Origin of the sequence: Dyella sp. LX-66, assembly GCF_018599165.1 — a bacterium.
GTDB lineage: Bacteria > Pseudomonadota > Gammaproteobacteria > Xanthomonadales > Rhodanobacteraceae > Dyella_D > Dyella_D marensis.
Genome location: NZ_JAHFVJ010000010.1, coordinates 61,401 through 86,267, shown reverse-complemented (window position 1 = coordinate 86,267; position 24,867 = coordinate 61,401). Strand labels below are relative to the sequence as shown.

At 67.3% G+C, this 24,867-nt stretch carries 16 protein-coding genes; 5 read left to right on the top strand and 11 right to left on the bottom strand.

Annotated features, from left to right (window positions below):
- Positions 1–20 precede the first annotated feature (20 nt).
- From KK141_RS17700 to KK141_RS17690, 3 genes are all read left to right on the top strand, one after another.
- Positions 21–380, top strand: coding sequence for a YciI family protein (locus KK141_RS17700; RefSeq protein WP_167253018.1), 360 nt, complete (start codon positions 21–23; stop codon positions 378–380).
- A gap of 87 nt (positions 381–467) precedes the next feature.
- Positions 468–1,073: a hypothetical protein gene (locus KK141_RS17695; protein WP_214571072.1), complete on the top strand. Its 606-nt coding sequence runs from the start codon at positions 468–470 to the stop codon at positions 1,071–1,073.
- Positions 1,074–1,157: 84 nt separating this feature from the next.
- The gene (locus KK141_RS17690; RefSeq protein ID WP_214571073.1) at positions 1,158–1,391 is read left to right on the top strand and encodes a hypothetical protein; all 234 of its coding nucleotides are present in this window, start codon (positions 1,158–1,160) and stop codon (positions 1,389–1,391) included.
- A gap of 78 nt (positions 1,392–1,469) precedes the next feature.
- Here KK141_RS17690 and KK141_RS17685 read toward each other — a convergent pair whose 3' ends face one another.
- Positions 1,470–2,660, bottom strand: a complete 1,191-nt coding sequence (locus KK141_RS17685) for an MFS transporter (RefSeq protein ID WP_214571074.1) — start codon at positions 2,658–2,660, stop codon at positions 1,470–1,472.
- A 131-nt stretch (positions 2,661–2,791) separates the two neighbouring features.
- On the opposite strand from KK141_RS17685, the gene KK141_RS17680 reads away from it, so the two are divergent.
- On the top strand, positions 2,792–3,667 hold the full coding sequence (locus tag KK141_RS17680) for a LysR family transcriptional regulator (protein ID WP_214571075.1): 876 nt from the start codon (positions 2,792–2,794) through the stop codon (positions 3,665–3,667).
- Between the two features lie 94 nt (positions 3,668–3,761).
- On the opposite strand, the gene KK141_RS17675 is transcribed toward KK141_RS17680, so the two are convergent.
- The 6 genes from KK141_RS17675 to xylA form a co-directional block, all read right to left on the bottom strand.
- On the bottom strand, positions 3,762–6,725 hold the full coding sequence (locus tag KK141_RS17675) for an EAL domain-containing protein (RefSeq protein WP_214571076.1): 2,964 nt from the start codon (positions 6,723–6,725) through the stop codon (positions 3,762–3,764).
- A gap of 76 nt (positions 6,726–6,801) precedes the next feature.
- Positions 6,802–7,944, bottom strand: a complete 1,143-nt coding sequence (locus KK141_RS17670; protein WP_214571077.1) for a sugar ABC transporter permease — start codon at positions 7,942–7,944, stop codon at positions 6,802–6,804.
- 20 nt (positions 7,945–7,964) lie between these two features.
- Complete coding sequence (locus tag KK141_RS17665) at positions 7,965–9,512, bottom strand: xylose ABC transporter ATP-binding protein (RefSeq protein WP_250901841.1); 1,548 nt, start codon at positions 9,510–9,512, stop codon at positions 7,965–7,967.
- Positions 9,513–9,524: 12 nt separating this feature from the next.
- Complete coding sequence (gene xylF / locus KK141_RS17660; protein WP_214571078.1) at positions 9,525–10,547, bottom strand: D-xylose ABC transporter substrate-binding protein; 1,023 nt, start codon at positions 10,545–10,547, stop codon at positions 9,525–9,527.
- Between the two features lie 32 nt (positions 10,548–10,579).
- Positions 10,580–12,052 (bottom strand): xylulokinase, encoded by a 1,473-nt coding sequence (gene xylB / locus KK141_RS17655; protein ID WP_214571079.1) that lies wholly within the window; start codon positions 12,050–12,052, stop codon positions 10,580–10,582.
- A gap of 5 nt (positions 12,053–12,057) precedes the next feature.
- Complete coding sequence (xylA, locus tag KK141_RS17650) at positions 12,058–13,374, bottom strand: xylose isomerase (protein ID WP_214571080.1); 1,317 nt, start codon at positions 13,372–13,374, stop codon at positions 12,058–12,060.
- 209 nt (positions 13,375–13,583) lie between these two features.
- Between xylA and KK141_RS17645 the strand changes: the two genes are divergently transcribed.
- Positions 13,584–14,750, top strand: coding sequence for a DNA-binding transcriptional regulator (locus tag KK141_RS17645; protein ID WP_214571081.1), 1,167 nt, complete (start codon positions 13,584–13,586; stop codon positions 14,748–14,750).
- Between the two features lie 177 nt (positions 14,751–14,927).
- Here KK141_RS17645 and KK141_RS17640 read toward each other — a convergent pair whose 3' ends face one another.
- Genes KK141_RS17640 through KK141_RS17625 form a run of 4 tightly spaced genes read right to left on the bottom strand, consistent with a single transcriptional unit; the run spans position 14,928 to position 24,738 of the window.
- A complete protein-coding gene (locus KK141_RS17640) occupies positions 14,928–17,786 on the bottom strand; it encodes a TIM-barrel domain-containing protein (protein WP_250901840.1) in 2,859 nt (952 codons plus the stop codon).
- Positions 17,787–17,801: 15 nt separating this feature from the next.
- Positions 17,802–19,400: a DUF5597 domain-containing protein gene (locus tag KK141_RS17635; protein ID WP_214571082.1), complete on the bottom strand. Its 1,599-nt coding sequence runs from the start codon at positions 19,398–19,400 to the stop codon at positions 17,802–17,804.
- The gene (locus KK141_RS17630; RefSeq protein ID WP_250901839.1) at positions 19,397–21,778 is read right to left on the bottom strand and encodes a sialidase family protein; all 2,382 of its coding nucleotides are present in this window, start codon (positions 21,776–21,778) and stop codon (positions 19,397–19,399) included. Before KK141_RS17630 ends, KK141_RS17635 begins: the two co-directional genes overlap by 4 nt.
- Positions 21,778–24,738 (bottom strand): TonB-dependent receptor, encoded by a 2,961-nt coding sequence (locus KK141_RS17625; protein ID WP_250901838.1) that lies wholly within the window; start codon positions 24,736–24,738, stop codon positions 21,778–21,780. Before KK141_RS17625 ends, KK141_RS17630 begins: the two co-directional genes overlap by 1 nt.
- Positions 24,739–24,867 lie beyond the last annotated feature (129 nt).

Below are 24,867 nucleotides of genomic sequence, written 5' to 3'. Positions count from 1 at the left end.
CTCACCCAGGAGAGAAATCCATGCGTTTCCTTACCCTCATCCGCATCAACGAAAACTCCGGCCAGGCCCCCGACGAGCGCCTGATGACCGAGATGGGCAAGCTGATCGAGGAAATGAAAGAAGCCGGCGTGCTGATCGACACCGCCGGGCTGGCGCCGACCAAGGACGGCAAGCGGCTGCGGCTGTCCAAGGGCCGCATCAAGTCCACGGATGGCCCGTTCACCGAGACCAAGGAAGTGATCGGCGGCTATTTCATGCTCAAGGCCGCAAGCACGGAAGAAGCCGCTGGCTGGATCGAGCGCTTTCTGCAGGCGCATGGCGACCAGTGGGAAGTGGAGTGCGAAGTGCGACCGCTGGATCCGCACTTCTCCGATCTCTGAGCGACGGTATGCAACAGGCGCGGCGAGTACACGCCGCGCCTGCCTTCATGGACAATGCCGCACGTTTCGATTTTCAAGGACGAATCCATGAAGCTGTTTGCCGTTGCCTTGTTGTCTGCTTTCGCCATCGCCGCACAGGCCGCGCCATCCGCCATTGCAGTCACCGCCGCACAACTACCCGCCGGCATCACCTTCAAAGGCAACTTCAAGCAAGCCCTCCGCTGGACCGACGCCGAAGGCGACAACCTCGTCGTGGTCAGCGCGCACAGCGACGACAACAGCGAATACGGCTACAACGACGACCTCTACGCCGTGCGCTACACCCTCGCCGGCGGCAAGGCGCAGTTGCGCTGGAATCTGCACGACTACGTGCACGACTGCGGCGTCGACCATCAGGCCACTTTTTTCCGCGGCGCGGCGCTGCAGGTCACCGACCTCGATGGCAACGGCACGGCGGAAGTGTGGATGGCGTATCGCCTGATGTGCCGCGGCGATATTTCTTCGGACACGATGAAGGTGATCGCGTATCAGGGCGCGCAGAAGTACGCGATGCGCGGCGAAACCAGGGACGCCGGCGGACAGGGCGGCAGTTACGGTTTTGATACAGCCTTCATGGAAGCGCCCAAGGCCTTGCGCGAATTCGCACGCAAGTTGTGGGCCGCGCATGTGGCGGATGCGCCGGACGGCGAGTAAAGCCGCTCGGCCGTTTGGCTACTACAAAGCCCTGCTCCTGCTTGCTGTAATCGCCGGCCTCCACACCCGGCGGAGGACTGTGCGATGCGCTTGAAAGCACCGATGCGTTGCGTCGAGGGAAACTTCCGACCCTCTCCCGAGGATTTCGACCTCGCCAAGATCGAATACGACGCAGCGGTGGCGCATGCGCTGTTCGAAGCGATGGATCGCGGCTGGGATTCGGGCCTCAGTACGGATGCGCGGATGATCATCGAGGCGTATCGCAAGGCCTTGATCAACCGGGCGAATGATTTGATGTGGAAGTGGGGATATCCGTAGCGGGGCAAAAAAAAACAAACGGTTGGTTTTTTCTCGCTGCCGCATGCCCCTCTCCATCGGCGGAGAGGGGCTCCACGCTCAAGCCCACGCCTTCTTCGCCGGCACCGCCACCCACAGCGTCAACACCAGCAGCACCACCAGCGCCCACGGCAGCAGCGCCGCGCTGGCCGACTTCAGCATCACGCCGCCGACCACGCCGCCACCGGCGATGGCGAGATTCCAGCCGACCACCACCAGCGACTGGCCCAGGTCCTGCTGCTCGCCGGAGCGGCGGGCCACGGCGGTCTGAATCAGCGTCGCCGCACCGCCGAAGCCCAGGCCCCACACCGCCACCGCACCAACAAGCACGCCTTGCGAAGACGGCCACAACGCCATCGCCACCGAAGCCAGCAGAAACAGCGCCATGCCCAGCGCCATCAGCGCGCGCATCCAGCGGTCGATCAGCGCGCCGGTCACCGCGATGCTCACCACCGACGACACGCCGAACAACAGCAGCAGCCGGTCCAGCGCATCCTGCGAACCCGACAGCGCCACGAACGGCGCGATATAGGTGTACAGCACGTTGTGCGCGAGCACGGCCAGCAGCATCACCACGTACACCGCCAGCAGGCCGGGCCGCCCCAGCACGTCGCGCAGGCTGCCGCCGTGCTGCGGCGGCACGCCGGGCACCGGCGGCAAGGCCGCGCGCGACCAGCCCACCAGCAGCACGCTCAGGATCGACATCAGGCCGAACACCCAGCGCCAGCCGATCAGCTGCGACAGCCACGTGCCCGCGGGAATGCCGATCGACATCGCCAGCGGCGTGCCCACCATCGCCACCGCGATCGCCCGGCCCTGCAGTTGCGGTGCCACCATGCGGCTGGCGTAGCCGGCCAGCAGCGCCCACAGCAGGCCGGCGGCGACGCCGCCGAGGAAGCGCGACACCAGCATCAGGGTGTACGAAACCGTCCACGCCATCGCGCTGTTGACCAGGGCGAAGCCCAGGATCGCCGCCATCAGCAGCGGCCGCCGCGGCAGGTGGCTGGTGAGCTTCACCATCGGCACTGCGGTCAGCAGGGAACCGAGCGCATACACCGTGGTGAGCTGGCCCACCGCCGCCGCGCTCAGGCCCAGGTCGCGGCTCATCGCCGGCAGCAGGCCGGCCACGATGCATTCGGTCAGCACGGTGATGAAGGAGGCGCAGGCCAGCGCCAGCAGGCCGAGCATGGGCAGGCGCGCGGGCGCGGGTTCGCAGGCCTGATAGGGCAGGGCTTTGTCGGCGGCGCTCATGGCCGCCGCTCCGGCTTCAGCTCCATGGCAGGGCTCCTTGGGTTTAAGAGGAGCCCTAAGTTAGATACCGCGCGCCGGCGGAAAAAGACGGGTAGAGTTCCAGGCTTTCCGGACATCAACTTCCGCAATCCATGAAAACCCTGGACAGCCTGGGCGTCCTGCAGACCTTCGTGCAGGTCGCCGACACCCTCAGTTTCGTGGAGACCGGGCGCCTGCAGGGCGTGTCCGCCTCCGCCGTCGGCAAGGCCATCGCACGGCTGGAACAGCAGCTGGGCGTGCGCCTGTTCCACCGCAGCACCCGCAGCGTGGCGCTTACCGCCGAAGGGCAACTGTTCCTGGCGCGCTGCCGGCGGGCGCTGGACGAGCTGGAACTGGCCGAGGCCGAGCTGACCGATCCATCCAGCGAACCGCGCGGCACCCTGCGGGTGAGCCTGCCGCTGGCCAGCAGCCTGCTGCTGCCGGTGCTGTCGGACTTCATGCAGGCCTATCCGCAGGTACGGCTGGACCTGGATTTCGACGACCGCCTGGTCGACGTGATCGACGAAGGCTTCGACGCCGTGCTGCGCGTCGGCGAGCCGGGCGATTCGCGCCTGAGCGCACGCCGCATCGGCACCTTCCGCCGGCTGCTGGTGGCCTCGCCTGAGTACCTCGCACGCCAAGGCACGCCGCGCGAGCCGGCCGATCTGCAGCAGCACGAGTGCCTGCATTACCGCTTCCCCACCAGCGGCAAGCTGGAGCGGTGGCCCACGCCGCCGGAGGTGGAGATTCCCGTCAGCATGGTGTGCAACGACGTGGACACCCGCGTGTGCTTCGCCCAGCGCGGCCGCGGCATCGCCTACGTGCCGGAACATGCCGTGCGCGCGGCGCTGGCGTCCGGCGAACTGCTGCCGGTGCTGGACGACTACGCCAAGGTCTGCGGCACCTTCTACCTGCTGTGGCCGTCGGGGCGGCACATGCTGCCGAAGCTGCGGGCGTTCGTGGATTTCGTCGGCGAGCGGCTCTTGTAGCCTCTTGTAGGTTGGGGTGAGCCGCAGGCGAACCCCAACATCGCCACCTTCAATCGCACCGCAACGTTGGGGTTCGCCTGCGGCTCACCCCAACCTACGCCGTGCGATCGCGCCGGCTGACTCTGCGCTTGTGCGCAAACTCCGCCAGCCGCCGCGCATCCACCGGCGGGCTGTACAGATGGCCCTGCATCTCGTGGCAGCCCAGCGCCGTGAGCAGGTCCGCCTGGCGCTGCGTCTCCACGCCCTCGGCCACCACCCGCTTACCCAGGCTGATCGCCAGGGCGATGATGGCGTGGATCACCGAGGCGTCTTCCGGGTCGTCCGCCATGTCGGCGATAAAACTGCGATCGATCTTCAAGGTGTCGATCGCAAAGCGCCGCAGATACGCCAGGCTGGAATAGCCGGTGCCGAAATCGTCGATGGACAGATGCACGCCCAGCGACTTCAGGCCGGCGATGCGTTGGCGCACCGCGTCGGTGGGTTCCATCAGCATGCTCTCGGTCAGTTCCAGCTCCAGCAGCTGCGGCGGCAGGCCCGCTTCGCGCAGCGCCTCCATCACCAGCTGCAGGAAATTCTCGCGGCCGAACTGCAGCTGCGAGATGTTCACGCTCACGCCCACGCCGTGCAGCGGCCCGTCCTGCCAGTTCCTGCAGGCATGGCAGGCCTCCTTCAGCACCCAGGCGCCGATCATCAGGATCAAGCCGCTGGCCTCGGCAATCGGGATAAACGCATCCGGCCGGCACACCGTGCCGTCGGTGCGCCGCCAGCGCAGCAGCGCCTCGGCGCCCAGGATGCGGCCGTCGCTGGTGTCGATGCGCGGCTGGAAATCCAGGAACAGCTCCGAGCGCGCCAGCGCCGCGCGCAGGGCGTTTTCCAGGTCGAACTCGGCCTGCGCGCCGGCATCCATGCTGGCGACATAGAAGTGGTAGTCGTTGCGGCCGCCGCGCTTGGCGGCGTACATGGCCATATCGGCGTGGCGGATCAGCAGGTCGGCCTCGTCGCCGTCGTCGGGAAACATGGCGATGCCGATGCTGGCGGTCAGCCGCAGCTCGCGCCGGCCCACCCGCATCGGCACGCTCAAGGCTTCCAGCGCCTGCAGCGCGCATGCCGCCACCGCGCTGCGGTCGCCCACTTCGGGTATCAGCACCACGAACTCGTCGCCGCCCAGCCGCGCCACCGTATCGCCGGCGGCCATCACCGACAGCAGCCGCTCCGCCACCTGCTTGAGCACCGCGTCGCCGGAGACGTGGCCCAGGGTGTCGTTGATCTGCTTGAAGCGATCCACGTCGATAAACAGCACCGCCAGGTGATGCGCGCCCTGGCGCGCGCGCACCAGCGCCCCGGACAGCCGGTCCAGCAGCAGCGGACGATTGGGCAGGTCGGTCAGCGCATCGAAATGCGCCAGGTGCGCCATGCGTTCGGACAGCGCCAGGATCGCGCTCACGTCGTGCAGCACGAACACCGCGCCGATCACGCCGCCCAGCTCGTTGCGGATCGGCACCGCCGAGCATTCCATCGCGCGCGCCGGCTCGCCGTGCAGCTCGAGCGCGCACAGCATCGGCCCGGCCGGCGCGCCGGTGTGCAGCGCGGTGCGCACCGGGTGGTCTTCGCTCAGGCGTTCGCTGCCGCGCCATAGCGGCAGGCGGTCTTCCAGCTTTTCGGCATCGGGCCGCGTCGAGCGCTCCAGCAGGGCGGCGCCGGCGGGGTTGGCAAAGCCCAGGCGGCCTTCGCCGTCCAGGGTGAACACCGCATCGCCGATCGCCTTCAAGGTGACGTCGGTGAGATGGCGCTCCTCGCGCAGCGCTTCTTCGGCATCGATGCGCGCGGTGACGTCGCGCAGGGTGAGGATGACGCGGTCCGGCTCCTCGTCGATCACGCCGCCGGCGGCCTCCATGAAGCGGTAGGAGCCGTCGGCATGGCGCATGCGCAACAGCGTGGTGCCGGGGTGGTCGCCGTTGATCAGCCGCCGCCACAGCTCCACCGCCGTGGCCAGGCTGGCTTCGTCGATCAGGCTCTGCAGCGAGCTCTCCACCAGCTTGTCCGGCCGGTAGCCGAGGATGGAGTACGCGGCCGGCGACACGTATTTGCAATAGCCCTGCGCGTCCAGCAGCAGCACCAGGTCGTGCGAATGCTCGGCCAGCATGCGGTAGCGCGCCTCGCTGCCGCGCAGGGTGTGGCCCAGGCGGCGGCGCTGTTCCATCGAGGTCACCAGCGGCAGCGTTACCGCGATACAGCACAGCACGAACAGCTGGAACTGCATGGTCGCCAGCGCCGGCGGCGTTTCCGGTTCGGCGATCGGCCCGCGCCCGATCACCGTCAGCCAGCCGCCGAGCAAGGCCACCAGCAGCACGCCGCCGATGCCCCAGCGGCGGTTGCCGACCATCGCCAGCAGCACCAGCGGCGGAAACACCACGAACAGGCCCGGCACCTCCGGCTGCACGAAGGCGCCGAGGGTGGCCAGCGCCAGCAGCAGCAAGGCCAGCAGGCAGCGCCGCGTGCGCCGCTGCGACAGCGGGGCGATGCGCCGCCAGCGCGCGATGCCGAAGGCCAGCGGCACCGCGATCGCATTGCCCAGCGCATGCGAACACCAGCGCATGCCTACGGTCAGCCAGACGCTGGTGCCGGTCTCCATCGCATGCACCGGCGCCGCCAGCGCCGAGGTGACCAGCGGCGCGACGATCACCGCCCACAGAATGAAGCGCTGCACGCCGGCCGGCTGCTCCAGATAGGTCACACCCTCGCCGTCGGCAAGCATGCGCACCACCCAGCCCACTTCCAGCGCATTGACCAGGGTCAGGTTGATCGCATCCAGCACGGTAAAGCCGCTGCATACGCACAGCAGCCATACGATCGCGCTGATGATGGCCAGGAAGCTGGCCGTGCTTTGGCCGCCGCGGCGCATCAGCGCCGCGATCGCCAGGCCATTGGCCACCCAGACGGTGGCGAGCGGCCCGCCGTAGCGTGTAAGCCAGATCGAAGCGGCCGCAGCCACGACTACGGCGGCGATGGACACCGCGAAGTCGTAGCGCCGGTATGCCTGGCGGATCAGCCCCTCCATGCCCGGAGCATAGGAAGCGCAGGCGCGAACGCGTGGTGAAGTCCGCGTCGCGAAGATGCGGAAAGCAGGCTGGTCTTCAGTCGCGCTGCGGACGGGACAGTACGTCCACCCATACGGCGAGCACGAGGATGGCGCCCTTCACGATGTACTGCCAATACGTTTCCGCATCCATCATCGACATGCCGTTGTCGAGGCTGGCCATCACCAGCGCACCGATCAGCGCGCCATGCACGGTGCCCGCGCCGCCGCGCATCGAGGCGCCGCCGATAAAGCACGCGGCGATCGCATCCAGCTCGCCATTGGTGCCGGCCGACGGCGAACCCGCCGCCAGCCGCGCGGTGTTGACGATGCCGGCGAACGCGCACATCACGCCCATGATGCCGAACACCACCAGCTTCACCCGCGCCACGTTCACGCCGGACAGCCGCGTTGCCTCCAGATTGCCGCCCACCGCATAGATATGCCGGCCCAGCACGGTCTGCGCGCCGAGGTAGGAGAACAGCGCCAGCAGCGCCACCAGGATCAGCACCGGCAGCGGAATGCCGCCATAGCTGTTGAGCGTGGCCACGAACACCGCCAGCGCGATGCCGATCGCCAGCACCTTCAGCGCATCCGCCCACCACGGCAGCTGGCGGATCTGCAGCTGCGCGCGGCGGCGGCGGCGCAGCAGCGCCAGCACCGCCACCACCACGAAGATCGCCACGCCCAGCACGCTGGACAGCAGCGGCGACACATAGCCCTGGCCGAGATAGACCAGGTCCGCCGGCACCGGCGCGATGGTCGCGCTGTGCGTCGTGCCCAGCAGCACGCCGCGGAAGGCCAGCATGCCGCCGAGGCCCACGATGAACGACGGCACACGCAGGTGCGTCACCCATAAGCCATTGAACAGGCCGATCAGCAGGCCCAGCAGCAGCACCGCCACGATCGCCACCGGCGTGGACCAGCCATGGTTGACCGTCAGCACCGCCACCACGCCGCCGAGCAAGCCCAGCAGCGAGCCCACCGACAGATCGATTTCGCCGGCGATGATCACGAACACCATGCCGCAGGCGAGCATGCCGGTGATCGCCATCTGCCGGAACAGGTTGGAGACATTGCGCGCGGTGATGAAGTCGCCGCCGGTGGCCACGTGGAAGAAGATCCAGATCGCCGCCACTGCCAGCAGCAGGGCCAGGATCTTGTAGCGCGCGAACAGTTGCTGGATGGACTGGGCTGGCATGCGGGTTCCGTGTCTTTGAGTCAGGCCGCGCGCGCAGACGCATTGGAGTCGATCGCCGCGGCCAGCACTTGTTCCTGGGTCAGGCCCTGGTTGGGGAAGTCGCCGCGCAGGCGGCCTTCGCCCATCACCAGCACGCGGTCGGCCATGCCCAGCACTTCCGGCATTTCCGAGGAGACCAGGAGGATGGCCACGCCCTGCGCGGCCAGTTCGAAAATCAGGCGGTAGATCTCGGCCTTGGCGCCCACGTCCACGCCGCGCGTGGGCTCGTCGAGGATCAGCACTTTCGGCCGCGCCAGCAGCATCTTGGCCAGCACGGCCTTCTGCTGGTTGCCGCCGGAAAGCCGTGCGATGGGCAGGGCGGGGCTGGCGGTCTTGACGCGGCGCTGCGCGATCTGCGCCTCGACCGTCTGCAGTTCGCGCTGGCGGTCGATATGGCCGGCGTGCGCGTAGTGCTCCAGCGTGGCCAGCGTGATGTTGTCGCCCACGCCCAGTAGCGGCACGATGCCGTGGCGCTTGCGGTCTTCCGGCACCATGCCCAGGCCCGCGCGGATGGCGTCGGCCGGCGAGCGGATCTTCAGCGGGCGGCCTTCGAGGAACAGTTCGACCGAGCTCTTGCCCGCGTACGCACCGAAGATCGCGCTGACCAGTTCCGTACGGCCCGCGCCGACCAGCCCCGCGATACCCAGAATCTCGCCGCTGCGCAGCTGGAACGACACGTCGTCCACGCGCTTGCGCTGCGGATTGACCGGGTCCAGGCAGGTGGCGTGGCGCGCCTCGAAGATCACTTCGCCGATGGCGTGCTCCACACGCGGATACAGATTCTCCAGCTTGCGGCCCACCATCAGCGCGATCAGCGTGTCGACGGTGAGCTCGCGCATCGGCTGCGTGGCGATATGCCGGCCGTCGCGGATCACGCAGACGCTGTCGCACACGCGTTCGACCTCGTCGAGCTTGTGCGAGATATAGATGCAGGCCACGCCGCGGCGCTTGAGGTCTTCGACGATGCGCAGCAGCACCTCGGTTTCGCTGGAAGTCAGCGACGAAGTGGGCTCGTCCAGGATCAGCAGCTTCGCGTCCTTGGCCAGCGCCTTGGCGATCTCGAACAGCTGCTGGTGGCCGCCGCCGTAATGCATCGCCGGCAGCGCCACGTTGACGTCGTGCAGGCCCAGTTCCTGCAGCAGCGCGTCGGCCCTGGCATACATGGCGTCGTAGTCCATGCGGCCGCCGGGGCGGGTGAGCTCGTGGCCGAGGAAGATGTTCTCGGCCACCGAGAGCTGCGGCACCAGCATCAGCTCCTGGTGGATGATCACGATGCCGGCGCGCTCGCTGTCGCGCACCGAACGCGCGCGCAGCGGCTGGCCCTGCCACCGGATCTCGCCGTCCCAGCTGCCGTGCGGATAGACGCCGGACAACACCTTCATCAGGGTGGATTTGCCGGCGCCGTTCTCGCCGCACAGCCCCAGGCATTCGCCCTCGCGCAAGGCCAGATCGATGCCGTCCAGCGCCTTGACCCCGCCGAAGGACTTGGCGATGCCGCGCATCTCGAACAGGCAGCTGTCCCCGGCCATCGCGTGCACCGCTTACTTCGCGCCGTAGATCTGGTCGTGGGTGTAGAAGCCGTCCTTGATCACGGTGTCCACGTTGTCCTTGCTCAGCACCGTGGGCTGCAGCAGCACGGAATCCACGTCTTTCTTGCCGTTGTTGAGCTTGCCCGTGTAGGCGGGTGCCTCGCCCTTGGCCAGCTTCACCGCCAGCTCCGCCGCGGTGGTGGCGATGGTCTTCAGCGGCTTGTACACGGTCATGGCCTGGGTGCCGTCGACCACGCGGCGCACGCCGGCGAGGTCTGCATCCTGGCCGGACACGGCCACCTTGCCGGCCAACTGCTGCGCGGCCAGCGCCTGGATGGCGCCGCCGGCGGTGGCGTCGTTGGAGGCGACGATGCCCTGGATGTCGTTGTGGTTGGCGGTGAGCGCGTCCTCGACGATGCGCAGCGCCTTGGAGGCATCCCAGTCCGGCGTCCACTGCTGGCCGACCACCTTGACGTCGCCGCGGTCGATCGCCGGCTGCAGCACTTTCAGCTGGCCCTCGCGCAGGATCTTGGCGTTGTTGTCGGTGGGCGCGCCGCCGAGCAGAAAGTAGTTGCCCTTCGGCACGGCATTGAGCACGCCCTGCGCCTGCAGTTCGCCGACCTTCTCGTTGTCGAAGGAGATGTAGGCGTCGACGTCCGCGCCCAGGATCAGGCGGTCGTACGAGATCACCTTGATGCCGTTGCGCCGGGCCTCGGCGATCACGTTGTCCAACACCTTGGAGTTGGAGGGCACGATCACCAGCACGTTGACGCCGCGCGAGATCAGGTTCTCCAGCTGCTGCACCTGGCGCTGCTCGTTGCCGTCGGCGGATTGCACATAGACCTTGGCGCCGAGCTTCTCGGCCGCGGCCACGAAGTAGTCGCGGTCGCGCGTCCAGCGTTCCAGGCGCAGGTCGTCGATGGAGAAGCCGATCTTCGGCTGGTCCGAAGCCTTGCCGCTGCAGGCGGTGAGCACGGCGGCGGCCAGGGCGACCGAGACCAGGGCCAGCATGGCCCGCACGAACAGATGCTTCATGGAATTCCCCCTCGAATGGATAGCCGGGCCGCTCACGTTGCCGCCGCCGCGCGCAATTGAGCGTAGGTCTGGCGGAACAGCGGCTGCCGGCGTTCGCGATAGTAGGCATGCCGGCCGGCGTCGGGCAGGTGCACCGCGACGAGCGGTGGCATGGCGCACACTTCCTCGATGCGCGCGCCCGGTTCGGCGGCCAGATGGGCCAGGCGCGCCGCGCCGAGCGCGGCGCCCACGTCGCCGCCGGCGCGCAGTTCCAGCGGACGGCCGGCGATGTCGGCCAGCATCTGCAGCCAGTAGGCGCTGCGCGTGCCGCCGCCGATCACCGCGACGCTCTCGGCGCGCAGCCCGGCAGCGTCGACCGCTTCGATACCGTCGAGCAGCCCCAGGCCCACGCCTTCCAGCGTGGCGTTGGCCAGGTCCGCGCGCGTGGTGTCGGCGCGCAGGCCGGTGAAGGAGCCGGTGGCGTGCACGTCGTTGTGCGGCGTGCGCTCGCCGCTGAGATAGGGCAGGAACACGGGGCCGTCGTCGCGCCACGTCGCGGCCTGCGCGTCGGCCAGCATCGCGCCGACCTCGGCGTGGCCGGTGAGGCGCGCGGTGTAGTCCAGGCAGCTGGCGGCGTTGAGCATCACCGACATCAGGTGCCAGCTGCGCGGCAGGGCGTGGCAGAAGCTGTGCACGGCCTGCTCGGGCCGCGACAGAAAGCCGTCGGACACGGCGAAATACACGCCGGACGTGCCCAGCGACAGCATCGCCTGGCCATGCCGCACGATGCCCGCGCCCACCGCGCCGGCCGCGTTGTCGCCGCCGCCGGCCGCCACCGGCACGCGCTCCATGCCCCAGCGCCTGGCCAGTTCCAGGCGCAGGCGGCCGGCCGGTTCGCTGCCTTCGTGCACGCGCGGCATGTGCTCGCGGGTGAGGCCGCAGGCGGCCAGCATCGGCGCGCTCCATTGGCGCTTGCCCACGTCCAGCCACAAGGTGCCGGCGGCGTCGGAGGCATCGGTCGCGTACTCGCCGGTCAGGCACAGCCGCAGGTAATCCTTCGGCAACAGCACCTTCGCCACCGCATCGAACGCGGCCGGCTCGTGCTCGCGCAGCCAGGCCAGCTTGGGCGCGGTGAAGCCTGGCATGGCGAGGTTGCCGGTGATCGCGTGGAAGTCCGGCAGCGTTTCCATCCAGCGGCACTGCGCATCGCTGCGGCCGTCGTTCCACAGGATGGCGGGGCGCAGCACGCGGTCGCTGCGGTCCAGCAGAGTGGCGCCGTGCATCTGGCCGCTGAGGCCGATGGCGGCGACGCGGCTGGCGGGGATGCCGTCGCGCGCGGCGGCCTGCAGCAGTTCGTCGATGGCGGCAACGGCAGCGCGCCACCAGTCCGCCGGGTCCTGCTCGGACCAGCGCGGCTGCGGATGCGCGACGGTGAGCGGCTGCGAGGCGGTGGCGCGCACCGCGCCGGTCGCGTCGACCAGCACGGCCTTGACCGCGGACGTACCCAGGTCCAGCCCGAGGAACATCCGGTTCAACCGTAGATGTAGCGGTTGACCAGGTTCTCCAGCCATTCCTGCTGGCCGGAGACGTGGGCGGGGCGGAAATCGTGCTTCGCCGCTTCGTCCGCCAGGCCCTGCAAGGTGTAGCCGCCGTCCAGGATCCGCCGGCCCAGCTCGCCGTCCCAGCCGGCGTAGCGCTGCGCCTTGAAGGCGGCCAGGCGGTCGTCGTCGATCATCTTCGCCGCGCGCTCCAGCGCCAGGGCCAGCGCGTCGATCGCGCCGATATGGCCATGGAACAGGTCCGCCGCGTCCACGCTCTGGCGGCGCACCTTGGTGTCGAAATTGAAGCCGCCGGTGCTGAAGCCGCCGGCGCGCAGGATCTCGTACATCACCAGGGTCAGTTCTTCCACGCTGTTGGGGAACTGGTCGGTGTCCCAGCCGTTCTGCGCGTCGCCGCGGTTCGCATCGATGCTGCCGAACACGCCGAGCGAGATCGCCGTGGCCACTTCGTGGTGGAAGGAATGCCCGGCCAGCGTGGCGTGGTTGGCTTCCAGGTTGACCTTGACCTCCTGCTCCAGCCCGAACTCCTTGAGGAAGCCGTAGACGGTGGCGGTGTCGTAGTCGTACTGGTGCTTGGTCGGTTCCTGCGGCTTGGGTTCGATCAGGATGGTGCCCTTGAAGCCGAGCTTGTGCTTGTGCTCCACCACCATCTGGAAGAAGCGCCCCAACTGCGCGCGCTCGCGGCGCAGATCGGTGTTGAGCAGGGTGTCGTAGCCTTCGCGGCCGCCCCACAGCACATAGTTGGCGCCGCCCAGCCGGTGCGTCGCGCCCATGGCGTGGAACACCTGGCTGGCGGCGTAGGCGAACACTTCCGGCTGCGGGCTGCTGGCCGCGCCCGCGGCATAGCGCGGGTGGCTGAACAGGTTGGCGGTGCCCCACAGCAGTTTCATGCCGGTTTGCGCCTGCTTGGCTTCCAGCACGTCGACCATGCTGGCGAAGTTGCGCGCGTACTCGGCCAGGCTGGCGCCTTCCGGCGCGACGTCGGTGTCGTGGAAGGTATAGAACGGCGCGCCCAGGCGCTGAAAGAAATCGAAGGCCGCATCGGCCTTGGCATGCGCCTGCGCCAGCGGGTCGCCGGCCTGCTGCCAGGGCCGCTGGAAGGTGCCGGCGCCGAACATGTCCATGCCGGGCCACACGAAGCTGTGCCAGTAGCACACAGCCAGGCGCAGGTGCTCGTCCATGCGCTTGCCCAGGATGACGCGCGACGGATCGTAATGGCGGAACGCGAGCGGATCGTCCGTCTTAGCGCCGGCGTAACGAATCGGCGCCACATGCTCGAAGTAACTCATCGAAAGCCTCCCATGCGAGCCGCCCGGGGGATTCAGGGTCGGCTGCGGATGCTCCGGATGCTGCAATCGGCGTCAGCCTGGCGCAATTGCGAAATCCATCACCCTGGCAGTCTTTTTCCCTGTCGCGTTGCGACATGCGGGCGCAAGGACGAACTGGTAGCGTCCCGGATTCACGGCAGGTGCCGTCGGTTACTGTCACTGGTACGCCCATGTCGCCCCATCGCATCGCCCTGCTGTTCAACGCCAACAAGGTCTACGACCGGCAGGTGATCGCCGGCATCGGCCAATACCTGAAATCCACCCGCGTGGTGTGGGATCTCTTCCTGGAAGAAGACTTCCGCTGCCGCACGCTGGGCATCCAGCACTGGCGCGGCGACGGCATCATTGCCGACTTCGACGACCCCACGGTGGAAGAGGCGCTGGCGCACCTGAGCATTCCGGTGGTGGCGATCGGCGGTTCCTACGCCGACGACAGCCGCTATCCGGCCAATATTCCCTACGTGGCCACCGACAACGCCAAGCTGGTGCGCGTGGCCTACGACCATCTGATCGAGCAGGGCCTGCAGCGCTTCGCCTTCTATGGCCTGCCGCCTTCGCCCGGCAACCGCTGGGCGCAGGAGCGCGAGGACGCCTTCCTGCGCATGATCGCGGCCGACGGCCTGGAAGGCAGCGTGTACCGCGGCTCGCCCACCAGCGCGGGCGGCTGGGGCCGTTCGCAGGAAGACATGGTGGCCTGGGTGCGTTCGCTGCCCAAGCCGATCGGCGTGGTGGCGGTGACCGACGCCCGCGCCCGCCAGCTGCTGCAGGCCTGCGTGGTGGCGGATGTGCCGATTCCGGAACAGATCGCCGTGGTGGGCATCGACAACGACCCGATGGCGCAGCTGCTCAGCCGCATTCCGCTGACCTCGGTGATCCAGGGCGCGGAAGAGATGGGCCGCATGGCAGCGCAGGTGCTGCACCAGATGCTGCACGGCGGCGACTGTTCCAGCACGCGCGTGCTGGTGCCGCCGGTGGGCCTGAGCGTGCAGGCGAGCAGCCAGCACGAGCCTTTGCGCAGTCCGTACGTGATGCGGGCGAAGCACTACATCCGGCAGTACGCCTGCCTCGGGATCAAGACCGAGCAGGTGGCGGATTACGTCGGGATTTCGCGCACCCTGCTGGAAGAGCATTTCAAGCGCGAGCTGAAGCAGACGGTGCACCAGGCGATCCTGGAGCACAAGCTGGAGATGGCGCGGTCGATGCTGGTGGACAACTCGATTCCGCTGGCCGACGTGGCCGTGCGCTGCGGGTTTACCTCGCTGCAGTACATGTATGCGGTGTTTCGGCGGGAGTTTAATTGCACGCCGAGGCAGTTCCTCGGGTCTGCGCGGGCGTAGCGGCGTAGGTTGGGGTGAGCCGCAGGCGACTGCGAAGGCAGGATGCCGTAGCGAACATCCGCGTAGCGGATGGCCCGAAGGGCTGGCTGCTGATGCAGCCAGTAACCCCAACGTTGCGGTGCGATTGAAGGTGGCGATGTTGGGGTTCGCCTGCGGCTCACCCCAACCTACGCGTCGTTACAGTTTTATCGACTGTTCCGCGCCGTTGTATTCGACGCTCACGTCACCCGACGCATCGACCCCATCCGCATTCGCCTTATCCGCGCGAATCACCCGAACCACGAACTGCCGCTTCGCCGGCGCCCCACTGCCATCGCCCTCGCGCTTGCCGAGCGTCAGCGTCTTCGCCTTGTCGTCATAGCTGAGCGGAATACGCGAATACCGCCCCTGCTCGTAGCCGTACGTGGTCCCTTCGTCCTCGTACAGCGAGAACCGGCCATCCGCACCGGCGTAGACCAGCAGCGTCACCGGCGCATCCGGCTTCTCGCCCGTGTACTGGATCTCCGGCCCCGTCGGCACGATCGCCCCGGCGCGCACGAACAGCGGCATCCGCGCCAGCGGCGCATCGGCCTGAAGGGTCGCGCCGCCTTCGTGGTACTTGCCGGTGTGGAACTCGTACCAGCCCGCGCCGGCAGGCAGATAGACCTCGCGCGAGGTGGCTTTGTACTCGGTCACCGGCGCCACCAGGAAGGCGGGGCCGAACATGTACTCGTCGTCGATGCCGCGCACCTTCGCATCGCCCGGGAAATCCATCACCAGCCCGCGCATGATGGTGCCGTCCTTCCAATACGTATCGCCGGCCAGCGTGTAGACATACGGCATCAGGCGATAACGCAGGCGGTCGTAATAGGCCAAGGCCTCGTACATCGGCGAACCGGGTGCAGCGAGGTTGTAGATCTCGCGGTACGGAAACTGCCCATGCGAGCGGAACAGCGGGCTGAACGCGCCGAACTGGAACCAGCGCAGGTTGAGCTCGCGCCATTCGTCCAGATCCGCCGCACTGGGCTTCTCGTAACGCGGCTCCAGCGCGAAACCGCCGATATCGGTCGTCCAGTTCGGGATGCCCGCCAGCGAGAAATTGACGCCCGCGGAAATCTGATCGTGCAGATTGCTCCAGCGCGAGGCCACGTCGCCGCTCCACGTCGCCGCCGCATTGCGCTGCTGGCCGGCGAAGGACGAGCGGGTGAGGATGAAGGCGCGGCGATCGCCATGGTCGCGTCGCCAACCGTCATACACGCCGGTGGAATGCATCAGCGGATACGAGTTGAAGAACGCAGCGCCCGGACCCAGCGCCGTCGGCCCCATGCGCAGCTTCCGTTCGGCGATATCCAGATTGGAATGCGTATCCGGCTCCGACGCATCCAGCCACCAGGCATCGATGCCGATCGCGCCCAGCTTCTCCTGGATCTGCCGCCAGTAGATGCGGCGCGCCTCTTCCGCATAAGGGTCGTAGAACGCATTGGTATAACCCTTGCCGATCCAGTCGACCTCGCCCTTTTCCACGTTGCGGCGATAGATATAGCCCTTGGCGTCTAGCTCCTTGTAATTCTTCGTCGCCGGATAGAACTTCGGCCACACCGAAATCATCAGCTGCACATGCATGGCATGCAGCTGGTCGACCAGGCCTTTCGCATCCGGGAAGCGTGAGGTGTCGAAATCGTGCGAGCCCCAGGCATCCTCCGGCCAGTAGCTCCAGTCTTCCACCACGTTGTCCAGCGGCAGGCCCAGCTCGCGGTAGCGCCTGGCGGTGTCGAGAATCTCCGCTTGCGTCTTGTAGCGCTCGCGGCTCTGCCAGAAACCGTAAGCCCAGCGCGGCAGCATGGTGGCCTTGCCGGTGATCTGGCGGTAGCCGGCGATCACCTGGTCGAGGTTGTCGCCCGCCACGAAGTAATAGTCCACCGCACGGCCGGCTTCGGAGAACAGCGACAGCTCGTTCTGCTCGTCGCCGGGCAAGGGATCGAGATGCAGCAGGGTGAGATAGCCCTCGTTCGGCAACCATTCGATGCGCAGCTGGTGGCGGCTGCCCGCGTCCATCGGCAGGCGCAGGTTGTGGTACCAGGGGTTCCAGTTCTGCCGCCAGTCGTCGTAGACCAGCTTGCCGTCCAGCCAGACCTTGGCGTAGCTGCTGGCATACAGCCGCAGCTTGTGCACGCCGGAGACCGCAGGTTCGATGCTGCCTTCCCACACCACCTTGCCGGTGGTCTTGGCCGGCGATGCGGAGGGCCACTGCGCCAGATCCTTGAGGTACTGGTAGTCCGGCTGCTTCTCGACGCGCTTGAGCTTCAGCGTGCCGCCCGCGTCGTAATAGCTGGCGGTGAGGCCACCGGCTTTACCTTCGGCGTCGTACAGCTTCAGCGACTGGCTGAGCGGCTGGTATTCGCGCGCATCGCCGAAGCGGGTGATCGAGTTGTTGTCCCACAGCAGGCCGTAGTTGCGCGAGGACACCACGAAGGGAATGCCCACGTCCATATTGTGCTGCGCCAGCTCCACGTCCTCGCCCTTGTAGTTCATCTGGCGATTCTGGTGCTGGCCCAGGCCGTAGAAGGCCTCGTCGGCGGGCGAATCGAAGCGCTGGCGCACGGCGTAGTACGGCTTGCCTTCGATCGTTTCCGGCTGGAACGTGCGTCCGTCGGCCCGCTCCGCCAGCAGTGGCTTGCCGCTCGCATCCAGAAAGTGCACGGCGCCATCGCGCAATGACACCTGGGCCGAAAGGCGCGCGGTCTTCAGCGTCACCGCATCGGCGCTTTCGTCGACGGTGAAATGCGTATCCGCTCCGGTCTTCACCACCATCAGGCTGGCCGGCAGATCGAACTTGCCATCGGGCACGGCGGTGACATGCACGATGCGCTCGTCCACCGCCTGCAGGCGCACCTGCTGCGCGGAGTGATCCAGATGGACGATCACGCCGTCGGCGAGTTTCTCGGCATGGCCGGCACCGGCGGCGGCGTTCTGTTCCGGCGCCTTGCCGCAACCGGCGACAACGGCCAGCGCCAGCGCGCATAACGGCATCCACTTGCGGTTGACGATCGAGGACATGCGCATCTCATTCCTTCAGTACGTGGCCAGCCGCACGCGCAGTACGCGCGGCTCGCCGATGACATTCAAACCCCAGTCGGTCTGGTCGCCGTTCCACAGCCGGCGGAAGATCCAGCGGCCGTGGTCGTAGTGGCCTTCCTCGACGCGGTCGAGCAGGAAATCCAGCTTGCGCCCACGCGCCGGCTGGAAGTTCACGCGGACGTCGCGGGCGACGAGCAGGTATTCGTTGGGCGCCAGCTGCGCGATCAGCACACCACCGGAGCGATCGGGATTGCCTTTGGGCGGTTCGGTGCCGAACTGCAACTGCCCGTAGCCCAGATGAACCTGCCAGCCACCCAGATCGAGCGTCTGTTCGTGGGTATCGTCCGGCTCGGACGCGCCCCACAGCTTGCCGGCATACGCCGCCGCGGCCAGCTCGCCCGCCATCGGCGCCAGCACGCCGTAGTTGGCGGCGAAGGTCGCAACGGTCTCTTCGTCCAGCTTGCGCGCGCCCAGCGGGTAGTTGGAATAGCCGGTGAAATCCATGCCGAACGGCGACCAGCCGATGGCCCCGGCGCCGAGCGCCGCATAGACATAGCGCGCATAAACCTTGCCGTTGCCCGTCTCGGCGACGAACAGCGGATTGTCCTTGCGCGCGTAGCGTTCCAGATAAGTGGCGTAATGCGCGTAATCCGGCTTGTAGATATCCGGCGCCAGCACATCCAGCGCGGGCGCCGCGGCTTTCCACACATGCAGCACGTTGTCGGTGGGCCCGCCGCTTTCGTAGGCGCCGGGCGGCCCGGGATTGAACGGATCGCGCAAAGCGGCATTGGCGTACATCGGCAGCGGATACACCGCCTTGCCCGCTGCGGCGACCTGGCCGATGAAACGGGCGACGTGCCAGGCGTGGAAGAACTCCGCCGCGTCGTTGCCGAAGACCTGGCTCCAGCTGCCGGCGGACTTGCCGGCCGCATGCAGCAGCGCCTCGGGCACCTGGCCGGCAAAGGCCTGGTCCGCCATCGGCGAGTGGTCGCGATCGGTGCCGTAGGTGCCGGATTCGTTCTCCACCTGGACCATGATCACGGTGTGCTGCTCGCCGTCGATCTTGCGCAGATGTGTCATCAGCTGGACGAAGGCCTTGCGGTCGGCTTCCAGCGTGGCCTGGGCCAGCGGCGACAGCGAGTTGAGGCGGCGGCCTTCGCGATTGAGCACGCGCGGGAAGCGATGGTCGTCCAGCTTCACCCACGAAGGCGCGTAGCTCGGGCCGTTGTTCTTCCAGGTAGCGAACCAGAGCAGGACGAGGCGCACATGACGTTCGCGCGCCTGGTTGACCAGGGTGTCGAGGAAGGCGAAATCGAACTGGCCTTCCTTCGGCTCGATCTGCTCCCAGGCGATCGGCACCTGCACGGTGTTGGCGTGCAGCTTGTCGATGGCGGGCCATACCTCGTCGAGCATGGCGGGCCAGTTGCTGGAGTTGTTGACCTGGGCGCCGAGGATGAGGAAGGGCTTGCCGTCGACCAGGAGCGCATGGCGACCATGGTCCTCGGCCAGACGCGGCATATCGGTGGCGAAAGCCCGAGCGCAGAACGCCAGCAATAGCCAGGCGCCGACCAAGTACCGAAGCCACATATTCATGGCGATGCCTCTGCACCAGCGTAGGTTGGGGTGAGCCGAAGGTGAACCCCAACAGTGCGCGGCGTTCGGGGGGCGCCACGTTGGGGTTCGCTGCGCTCACCCCAACCTACGCCGGCACTGCCGGTTGTGCTGGCTGGGTCGGCGTAGAAGATGCCGCGTCCGCTGGTAGCGAAGTACAGGCGGCCGAACACGCGCGGATCGCCGACCAGATGGCTGATCCGGCCATAGCGGTGATCCGCATCGTCGATGCGCTGCCAGCTCCTGCCATCGTCCAGCGAGCGGAAAATGCCTTGCGCGCCGTGCAGGCGGCCGGCGAGAAACAGTGTTGGCTTTGCCGAACCCGGCGCCGCCTTGCCGAAGCCGAAGGCGTCGATGCCGGTCACGCCGTCGAAGCGCTGGAGCACCTTCCCCGTGTCGTCGCCGCGCAACCATTCGCCTTCGCGGCTACCGACGTACAGCACGCCCGCTTCGTCCGGAGCAGCCTGCACCCGCGTCTGCGCACGGCCATGCGATGTGTCGCCAAGCGCTCCGCCGACCGGGGCGAAGTGCGCGCCGCCATCGTGGCTGGCGTACAGCGCGCCGCTCATGCGGTCGTAGGCGTAGAACCGCTTCGCATCGACGCGATCAGCCAGCATCCGCAAACCGCCACCCAGGCCATCGACCACAGACCAGCGCTTTCCGACATCCTGCGTGAGATACACATGCTGCGCGTTGCGCGGCGCCCAAACCACCACGCCGCCATCGGCCGCGATGGCGATGCTTCCCGCGCCTTCGCCCTCGGGCGGCTCGCTCGCGAACGCGCGCCATTGCTTGCCGCCATCCTCCGACCATGCCGCGCGGATCGCCGCGCCGAAGGGCTTGCGCAGGAAACCGCTGCGCACGATCAGCGCCGGCTTCGCCTGCGCGAAGTCGATGCTCTCGCCGTTGGCATAACGCGGCGGCGCGGCGAACTGCAGCTGCGCGGTGTCCAGCTCGTCGTGGCGGTAGCCATCCAGGTCGCCGATGGCGCTGAGCAGATGCGCGCCTTGCGGCGGGCTGATCAGGCCCAGCGCCACGGTCTCTTCCAGCCCCTCGTCCTGGAACACCCAGTGCACCGATCCACCGCGATCCAGCGCACGCATGTCGCGCGAAGCCCAGATGCCGTAGCCGGTGACGAACAGTACGTGGTCCGGGGCGTAGGGGTCGATCTCGATGGAGGCCAGCCAATGCGGCGTGTGGTCGCGGGTCCAGGTGGCCGTGCCGTGGTCGAACTCGGAGCGCGGGAACACCGGCTTCCAGTGCGCGCCGCCATCGATGCTGCGGAACAGCTCGTCCTTCGGCGTGTAATGCGCGAAGGTCGCCGCCATCAGCACCTTGGGGTTGCCTGGGTCGACCGTGACCGCACCCCAGCCAAAACCGCTGGGCCCGAGCTTGGGCCGCATCAGCGGCGTGATCTCGGTCCAGCGCGCCTGGGCCGGCTCGTACTTCCACACGCCGCCATCGTGCATGGCGTCGGGACCCGGCTCGTCGCCGTAGCTGAGGTAATAGGTGCCGTCGCCGCCACGCACCATATGATTCGGCCGCAGGCCGGGACGCTGGCCCGCCACCGCTTGCCAAGTACGGCCGCCATCGTCGGAACGGAACAGGCCGCCGTCCTGCGTGGACACGCCGGCATACAGCGTCGGCGTCGGCTGCCCCGGCTTGCCGCTGGCCGGTTCGAACACCACGAACACGATGCCGATGGCCTGGCGTCGCCAGGTGTTCTCCGCGCTGGCCGCGGGCGACGTGGCCACGGCCGGAAAGCTCTCCACCTTCGACCAGTGCGCACCGTAGTCCTCGCTGCGCCAGAGCCCCGCATCGCGCGAGCCGAGGAACAGCACACGGCTATCGTGCGGATCGACCGCCAGCCGCTCGCCGTTGCCACGCCCCAGCTCGTTGCCGCCCAATTTGAACGGCAGATCGGCACGTTCGAAATGTTTGCCCCGATCGGCAGAACGCAACACCGCACCGTTGCCTGCCTGCGGCGTGGTGTACGTGCCGGCGGCCAGATACACGCGCTCCGCATCCGACGGATCCACCGCCAGGCTGTCGATCCCCAGCAGGTTCTCGTCCTTCGCCTCGATCCAGTCGGTGAGCGGCACCCAGCGCTTCGCCGCATCGTCCCAGCGATACGCACCGCCCACATCGGTGCGCGCGTAGTACAGGCCCTTCTCGTGCGGATGGAACACCAGCCCGCTGACGAAGCCGCCCCCACCGATACGCACGCCGGCATAGCGGTACGGCACGGCTTCTTCCGCATTCGCCACCAGGGCGAACGCCAGCGCATACAGCGCCAGCGCCGCCTTCCAGCCGGGCCACACGAAGCGGCCCTTAGCGCCTTTGCCAACGAACCCCGGCATCAGAACGTCGCGCGCACCACCAGCTCATAGCGCCGGTCGTTGACGAACCAGCCGCGGTTGTACAGGCGGTGGTCGATCGTGCCGTCGGCGTAGCTGGTCGGCCCCATCAGGACCTTGGTGGTGGCATTGGTGAGGTTGTTGGTCTGCAGGCCGAACTGCACGTTCTTGTTGAGGCGGTACATGATCGAGCCGTCGAGCTGGCCGTAGTCGTCCGCCCAGGTCGGCAGGTGGGTGGCCGCATCGCTGGTGGTCAGCAGGTAGCGCGAGCGCCAGTTCCAGGCCAGGCGCATCGACCAGTTGCCCAGCTCGTACATGCCCACCAGGTTGTAGCTGCGCTTCGAAAGACCTTCCAGCGGCAGCACCACGCCAGTCACGGTGGTGTTGGAGTACGGGTCGGTGGCGCTGTTCACGCCGCCCTTGCTGTCGACATAGGTGAAGTTGGCCTGCACGCCGAAGCCCTTCAGCCAGCCCGGCAGGAAGTCGAAAAACTGCTGGTAGCCGACTTCGCCGCCGCGGATCTTTCCCTTGCCCATGTTGTAGGGGCGGGTCACTTCGAACGGCTGGCCGTTGAAGGTTTCGGTGCGCGTCTGGCTGGAGATGTAATCGCGCACGTCCTTGTAGAACAGCGTGGTGTAGAGCTGGCCGGCGGGCGCGAAATACCACTCCAGCGCGGTGTCGTACTGGTTCGCGCGCATCGGTTTCAAGTTCGGATTGCCGGCCGTGCCGTTCCACTTGGTCACGGCGGTGTTGTCCGAATTGAGCGTGGCGCTCATCAGCAGGAAGGGCTGCAACTGGGTGAAGTCCGGCCGCGTCATCGCCTTGGAGGCGGCCAGGCGCCACTGCAGGCTGTCGGTGAACTTGAAACGCAGGTTGAAGCTCGGCAGCGCGTTCTTGTAGTGGCCGCGGGCGTCGAGCGGAAAATAGGTGCCGTTGTAGATCGCCTTCAGGCCGCCGTCCACGCCGCTGCTGGTGAGGTCCGGATACTGCCCGTAGCCATTGGCTTCCACGTCGGTGCGCACCAGGCGCACGCCGATATTGCCGTCCACCGGAATGCCCAGCGCGGTGTCGTTGCCGAAGTACAGCACGCCGTAGGCGGACTTCGTTTTCTCGCTCTGGTCGTTGATGTCCTGCTTGCGGAACTCGTCGCGCGGCTTCCAGCCGTTGGGCTGGATCGAGCTGAGCTGCTGGTAGGCGTAGTGGTAGTCACGCACCAGCTTGTCGCTGGGGAAGTACAGCTGCGAGGGAATCTTGACGTCGCCGCGGAAGAAGTTGGAATACGAGTACAGCGTCGATTCGTGCGGCAGGTAGGTGGCCAGGTCGGCCAGTCCGTTCGCGCTGTTGACGGTGGCCCAGTTGTCGGAGACCACGCCCCAGTTGTAGCCGTTGTTCATGTTCAGCTCGCTGCGGCTGGTGGCCCGCACGCCGAACTTCATGTAGCGCAGCCACTTGTTGTCCTCGAAGTTGTATTCGAGGTCCAGCCGCAGGGCGCGCTCGATGCCCTTGTTCTGCTCGTGATGATCCATCGCCGCGCTCCAGAAATAATTCGCCGGATTGAGCGCGTAGGCAGGATCGGTGGTGATGGTGGGCTTGGAACCGTTCGGCGCGCTCAGCGTGACGTTCGGCAGGTAGATCGAATCGAACACGGTGAAATCCAGGGTCTGGCTGGTGGATTTCACGAACTGCGCGTCGGCGTACAGCACCATCTGGTCGTTGATGTTGTACTTCAGGCTATTGGACCAGTCGGTGGTGATGGTGCGCTGGGTGGAATAGCGGCGGTCGGCCATGAAGCGCACGCCGTCGGTGTTGAGGTTGCCGCGCCACGAGTCGGAGGCCAGCGAGCCGCTCTGGAATACGCCGTTGCCGTCGTAGGTGAACGAGGTGCCCGTGGCCGGATGCACGTTGTTGCTGGAGTCGTTGAAGATGCCGCCGAACTCGTCCCACTGCATGCGGTAGTCGGAGCGCAGCACCTGGCTGGTCAGCTCCAGGTCCCTGGTCGGGCGCCACTGCAGCGCGCCGGCGAGGCCGATGCGGCGGCGCTGGAAATCCAGCGTGCGCCAGTCGGCGCCGCCGGGCACGTAGACATTGCTGAAATTGGTTCCGTTCAGCACGGCGGCGTCATTGCGCTTGACGTAGGGCTCCATCTGTATGCCGTCCGAGCGTGTGGCCAGCTCCGAGTAGGCGATATCGAACAGCGCGCCGAACTCGCCGTAGTTCTCGGTCTTCCACACGTTGCTGTAGAGGAACGACATCGAGGGCTTGCTCTTCTTGGCGAAGTCGCCCTCGTTCACGCCGCCGGTAAAGCCGATCACCCGGCCCGGCGCATCGAACGGCAGGCGCGTGCGCAGGTTCACCGTGCCGCCGATGCCACCTTCGATGATCTCGGCCGAGGGGTTCTTGTAGACGTCCACGCCGGCCATCAGCTCGGCCGGCACGTCCTCGAAACTGAGGCCGCGGCCGGAGTTGGCGCTGAATACGTCGCGCCCGTTCAGTTCGCTGCGCACCTGGGTGAGGCCGCGGATCATCACGCCGCTGCCTTCGGCGGAGAAGTGGTCCGGGTCGTTGCGCGCCATGAAGTGGTCGATGGTGACGCCGCTGACGCGCTGCAGGGTTTCGGTGACGCTGCGGTCGGGCAGCGCGCCGATGTCCACGGCTGTGACGGAGTCGACGATCTGGTCGGCGTTCTGCTTGAGCTGCTGGGCGGACTGCAGGCTGGCGCGCACGCCGGTGACGGTGACGCCGGCCAGTTCCTGCACGGGCTTGTCGTCTTTCTTGCCGTCCTTCTTGGGCTTGGCCGGTTCGCCGGGCTTGGCGGGAGCGCCGTTGTCCTGCACGGGCTGGGTCTGTTGCGCCGAGGCGGCGGCGCCGTACAGCAGGGCCACGGCGATGGCGGCAGCCATGGCCAGGCGCGCGGGTGCCTTGGACGGGTGGCGCGAGGCCCCGCCATGCAATCTTTCGATCATGGTCGTTCGACTCCCCAACAGATTTTTTGTGTCCGTGGACGTTTGTCCGGCGGATGTACGCATGCCTCGGCCGATTTCCCCTATCGGTGGCTGGGTGGCAGCCGTGCCGGGGTGCGGTGAATCGCATGC

Bases quoted from the DNA above. Each gene is read 5' to 3' on its own strand.
- xylB (WP_214571079.1), bottom strand. From the start codon at position 12,052: ATGTTCCTCGGGCTGGACCTGGGTACGTCCGCGGTCAAGGCCGTGCTG.
- KK141_RS17625 (WP_250901838.1), bottom strand. From the start codon at position 24,738: ATGATCGAAAGATTGCATGGCGGGGCCTCGCGCCACCCGTCCAAGGCA.
- KK141_RS17670 (WP_214571077.1), bottom strand. From the start codon at position 7,944: ATGCCAGCCCAGTCCATCCAGCAACTGTTCGCGCGCTACAAGATCCTG.
- KK141_RS17645 (WP_214571081.1), top strand. From the start codon at position 13,584: ATGTCGCCCCATCGCATCGCCCTGCTGTTCAACGCCAACAAGGTCTAC.
- KK141_RS17690 (WP_214571073.1), top strand. From the start codon at position 1,158: ATGCGCTTGAAAGCACCGATGCGTTGCGTCGAGGGAAACTTCCGACCC.
- KK141_RS17680 (WP_214571075.1), top strand. From the start codon at position 2,792: ATGAAAACCCTGGACAGCCTGGGCGTCCTGCAGACCTTCGTGCAGGTC.
- xylA (WP_214571080.1), bottom strand. From the start codon at position 13,374: ATGAGTTACTTCGAGCATGTGGCGCCGATTCGTTACGCCGGCGCTAAG.
- KK141_RS17635 (WP_214571082.1), bottom strand. From the start codon at position 19,400: ATGAATATGTGGCTTCGGTACTTGGTCGGCGCCTGGCTATTGCTGGCG.
- KK141_RS17685 (WP_214571074.1), bottom strand. From the start codon at position 2,660: ATGAGCGCCGCCGACAAAGCCCTGCCCTATCAGGCCTGCGAACCCGCG.
- KK141_RS17665 (WP_250901841.1), bottom strand. From the start codon at position 9,512: ATGGCCGGGGACAGCTGCCTGTTCGAGATGCGCGGCATCGCCAAGTCC.
- xylF (WP_214571078.1), bottom strand. From the start codon at position 10,547: ATGAAGCATCTGTTCGTGCGGGCCATGCTGGCCCTGGTCTCGGTCGCC.
- KK141_RS17695 (WP_214571072.1), top strand. From the start codon at position 468: ATGAAGCTGTTTGCCGTTGCCTTGTTGTCTGCTTTCGCCATCGCCGCA.
- KK141_RS17630 (WP_250901839.1), bottom strand. From the start codon at position 21,778: ATGCCGGGGTTCGTTGGCAAAGGCGCTAAGGGCCGCTTCGTGTGGCCC.
- KK141_RS17640 (WP_250901840.1), bottom strand. From the start codon at position 17,786: ATGTCCTCGATCGTCAACCGCAAGTGGATGCCGTTATGCGCGCTGGCG.
- KK141_RS17675 (WP_214571076.1), bottom strand. From the start codon at position 6,725: ATGGAGGGGCTGATCCGCCAGGCATACCGGCGCTACGACTTCGCGGTG.
- KK141_RS17700 (WP_167253018.1), top strand. From the start codon at position 21: ATGCGTTTCCTTACCCTCATCCGCATCAACGAAAACTCCGGCCAGGCC.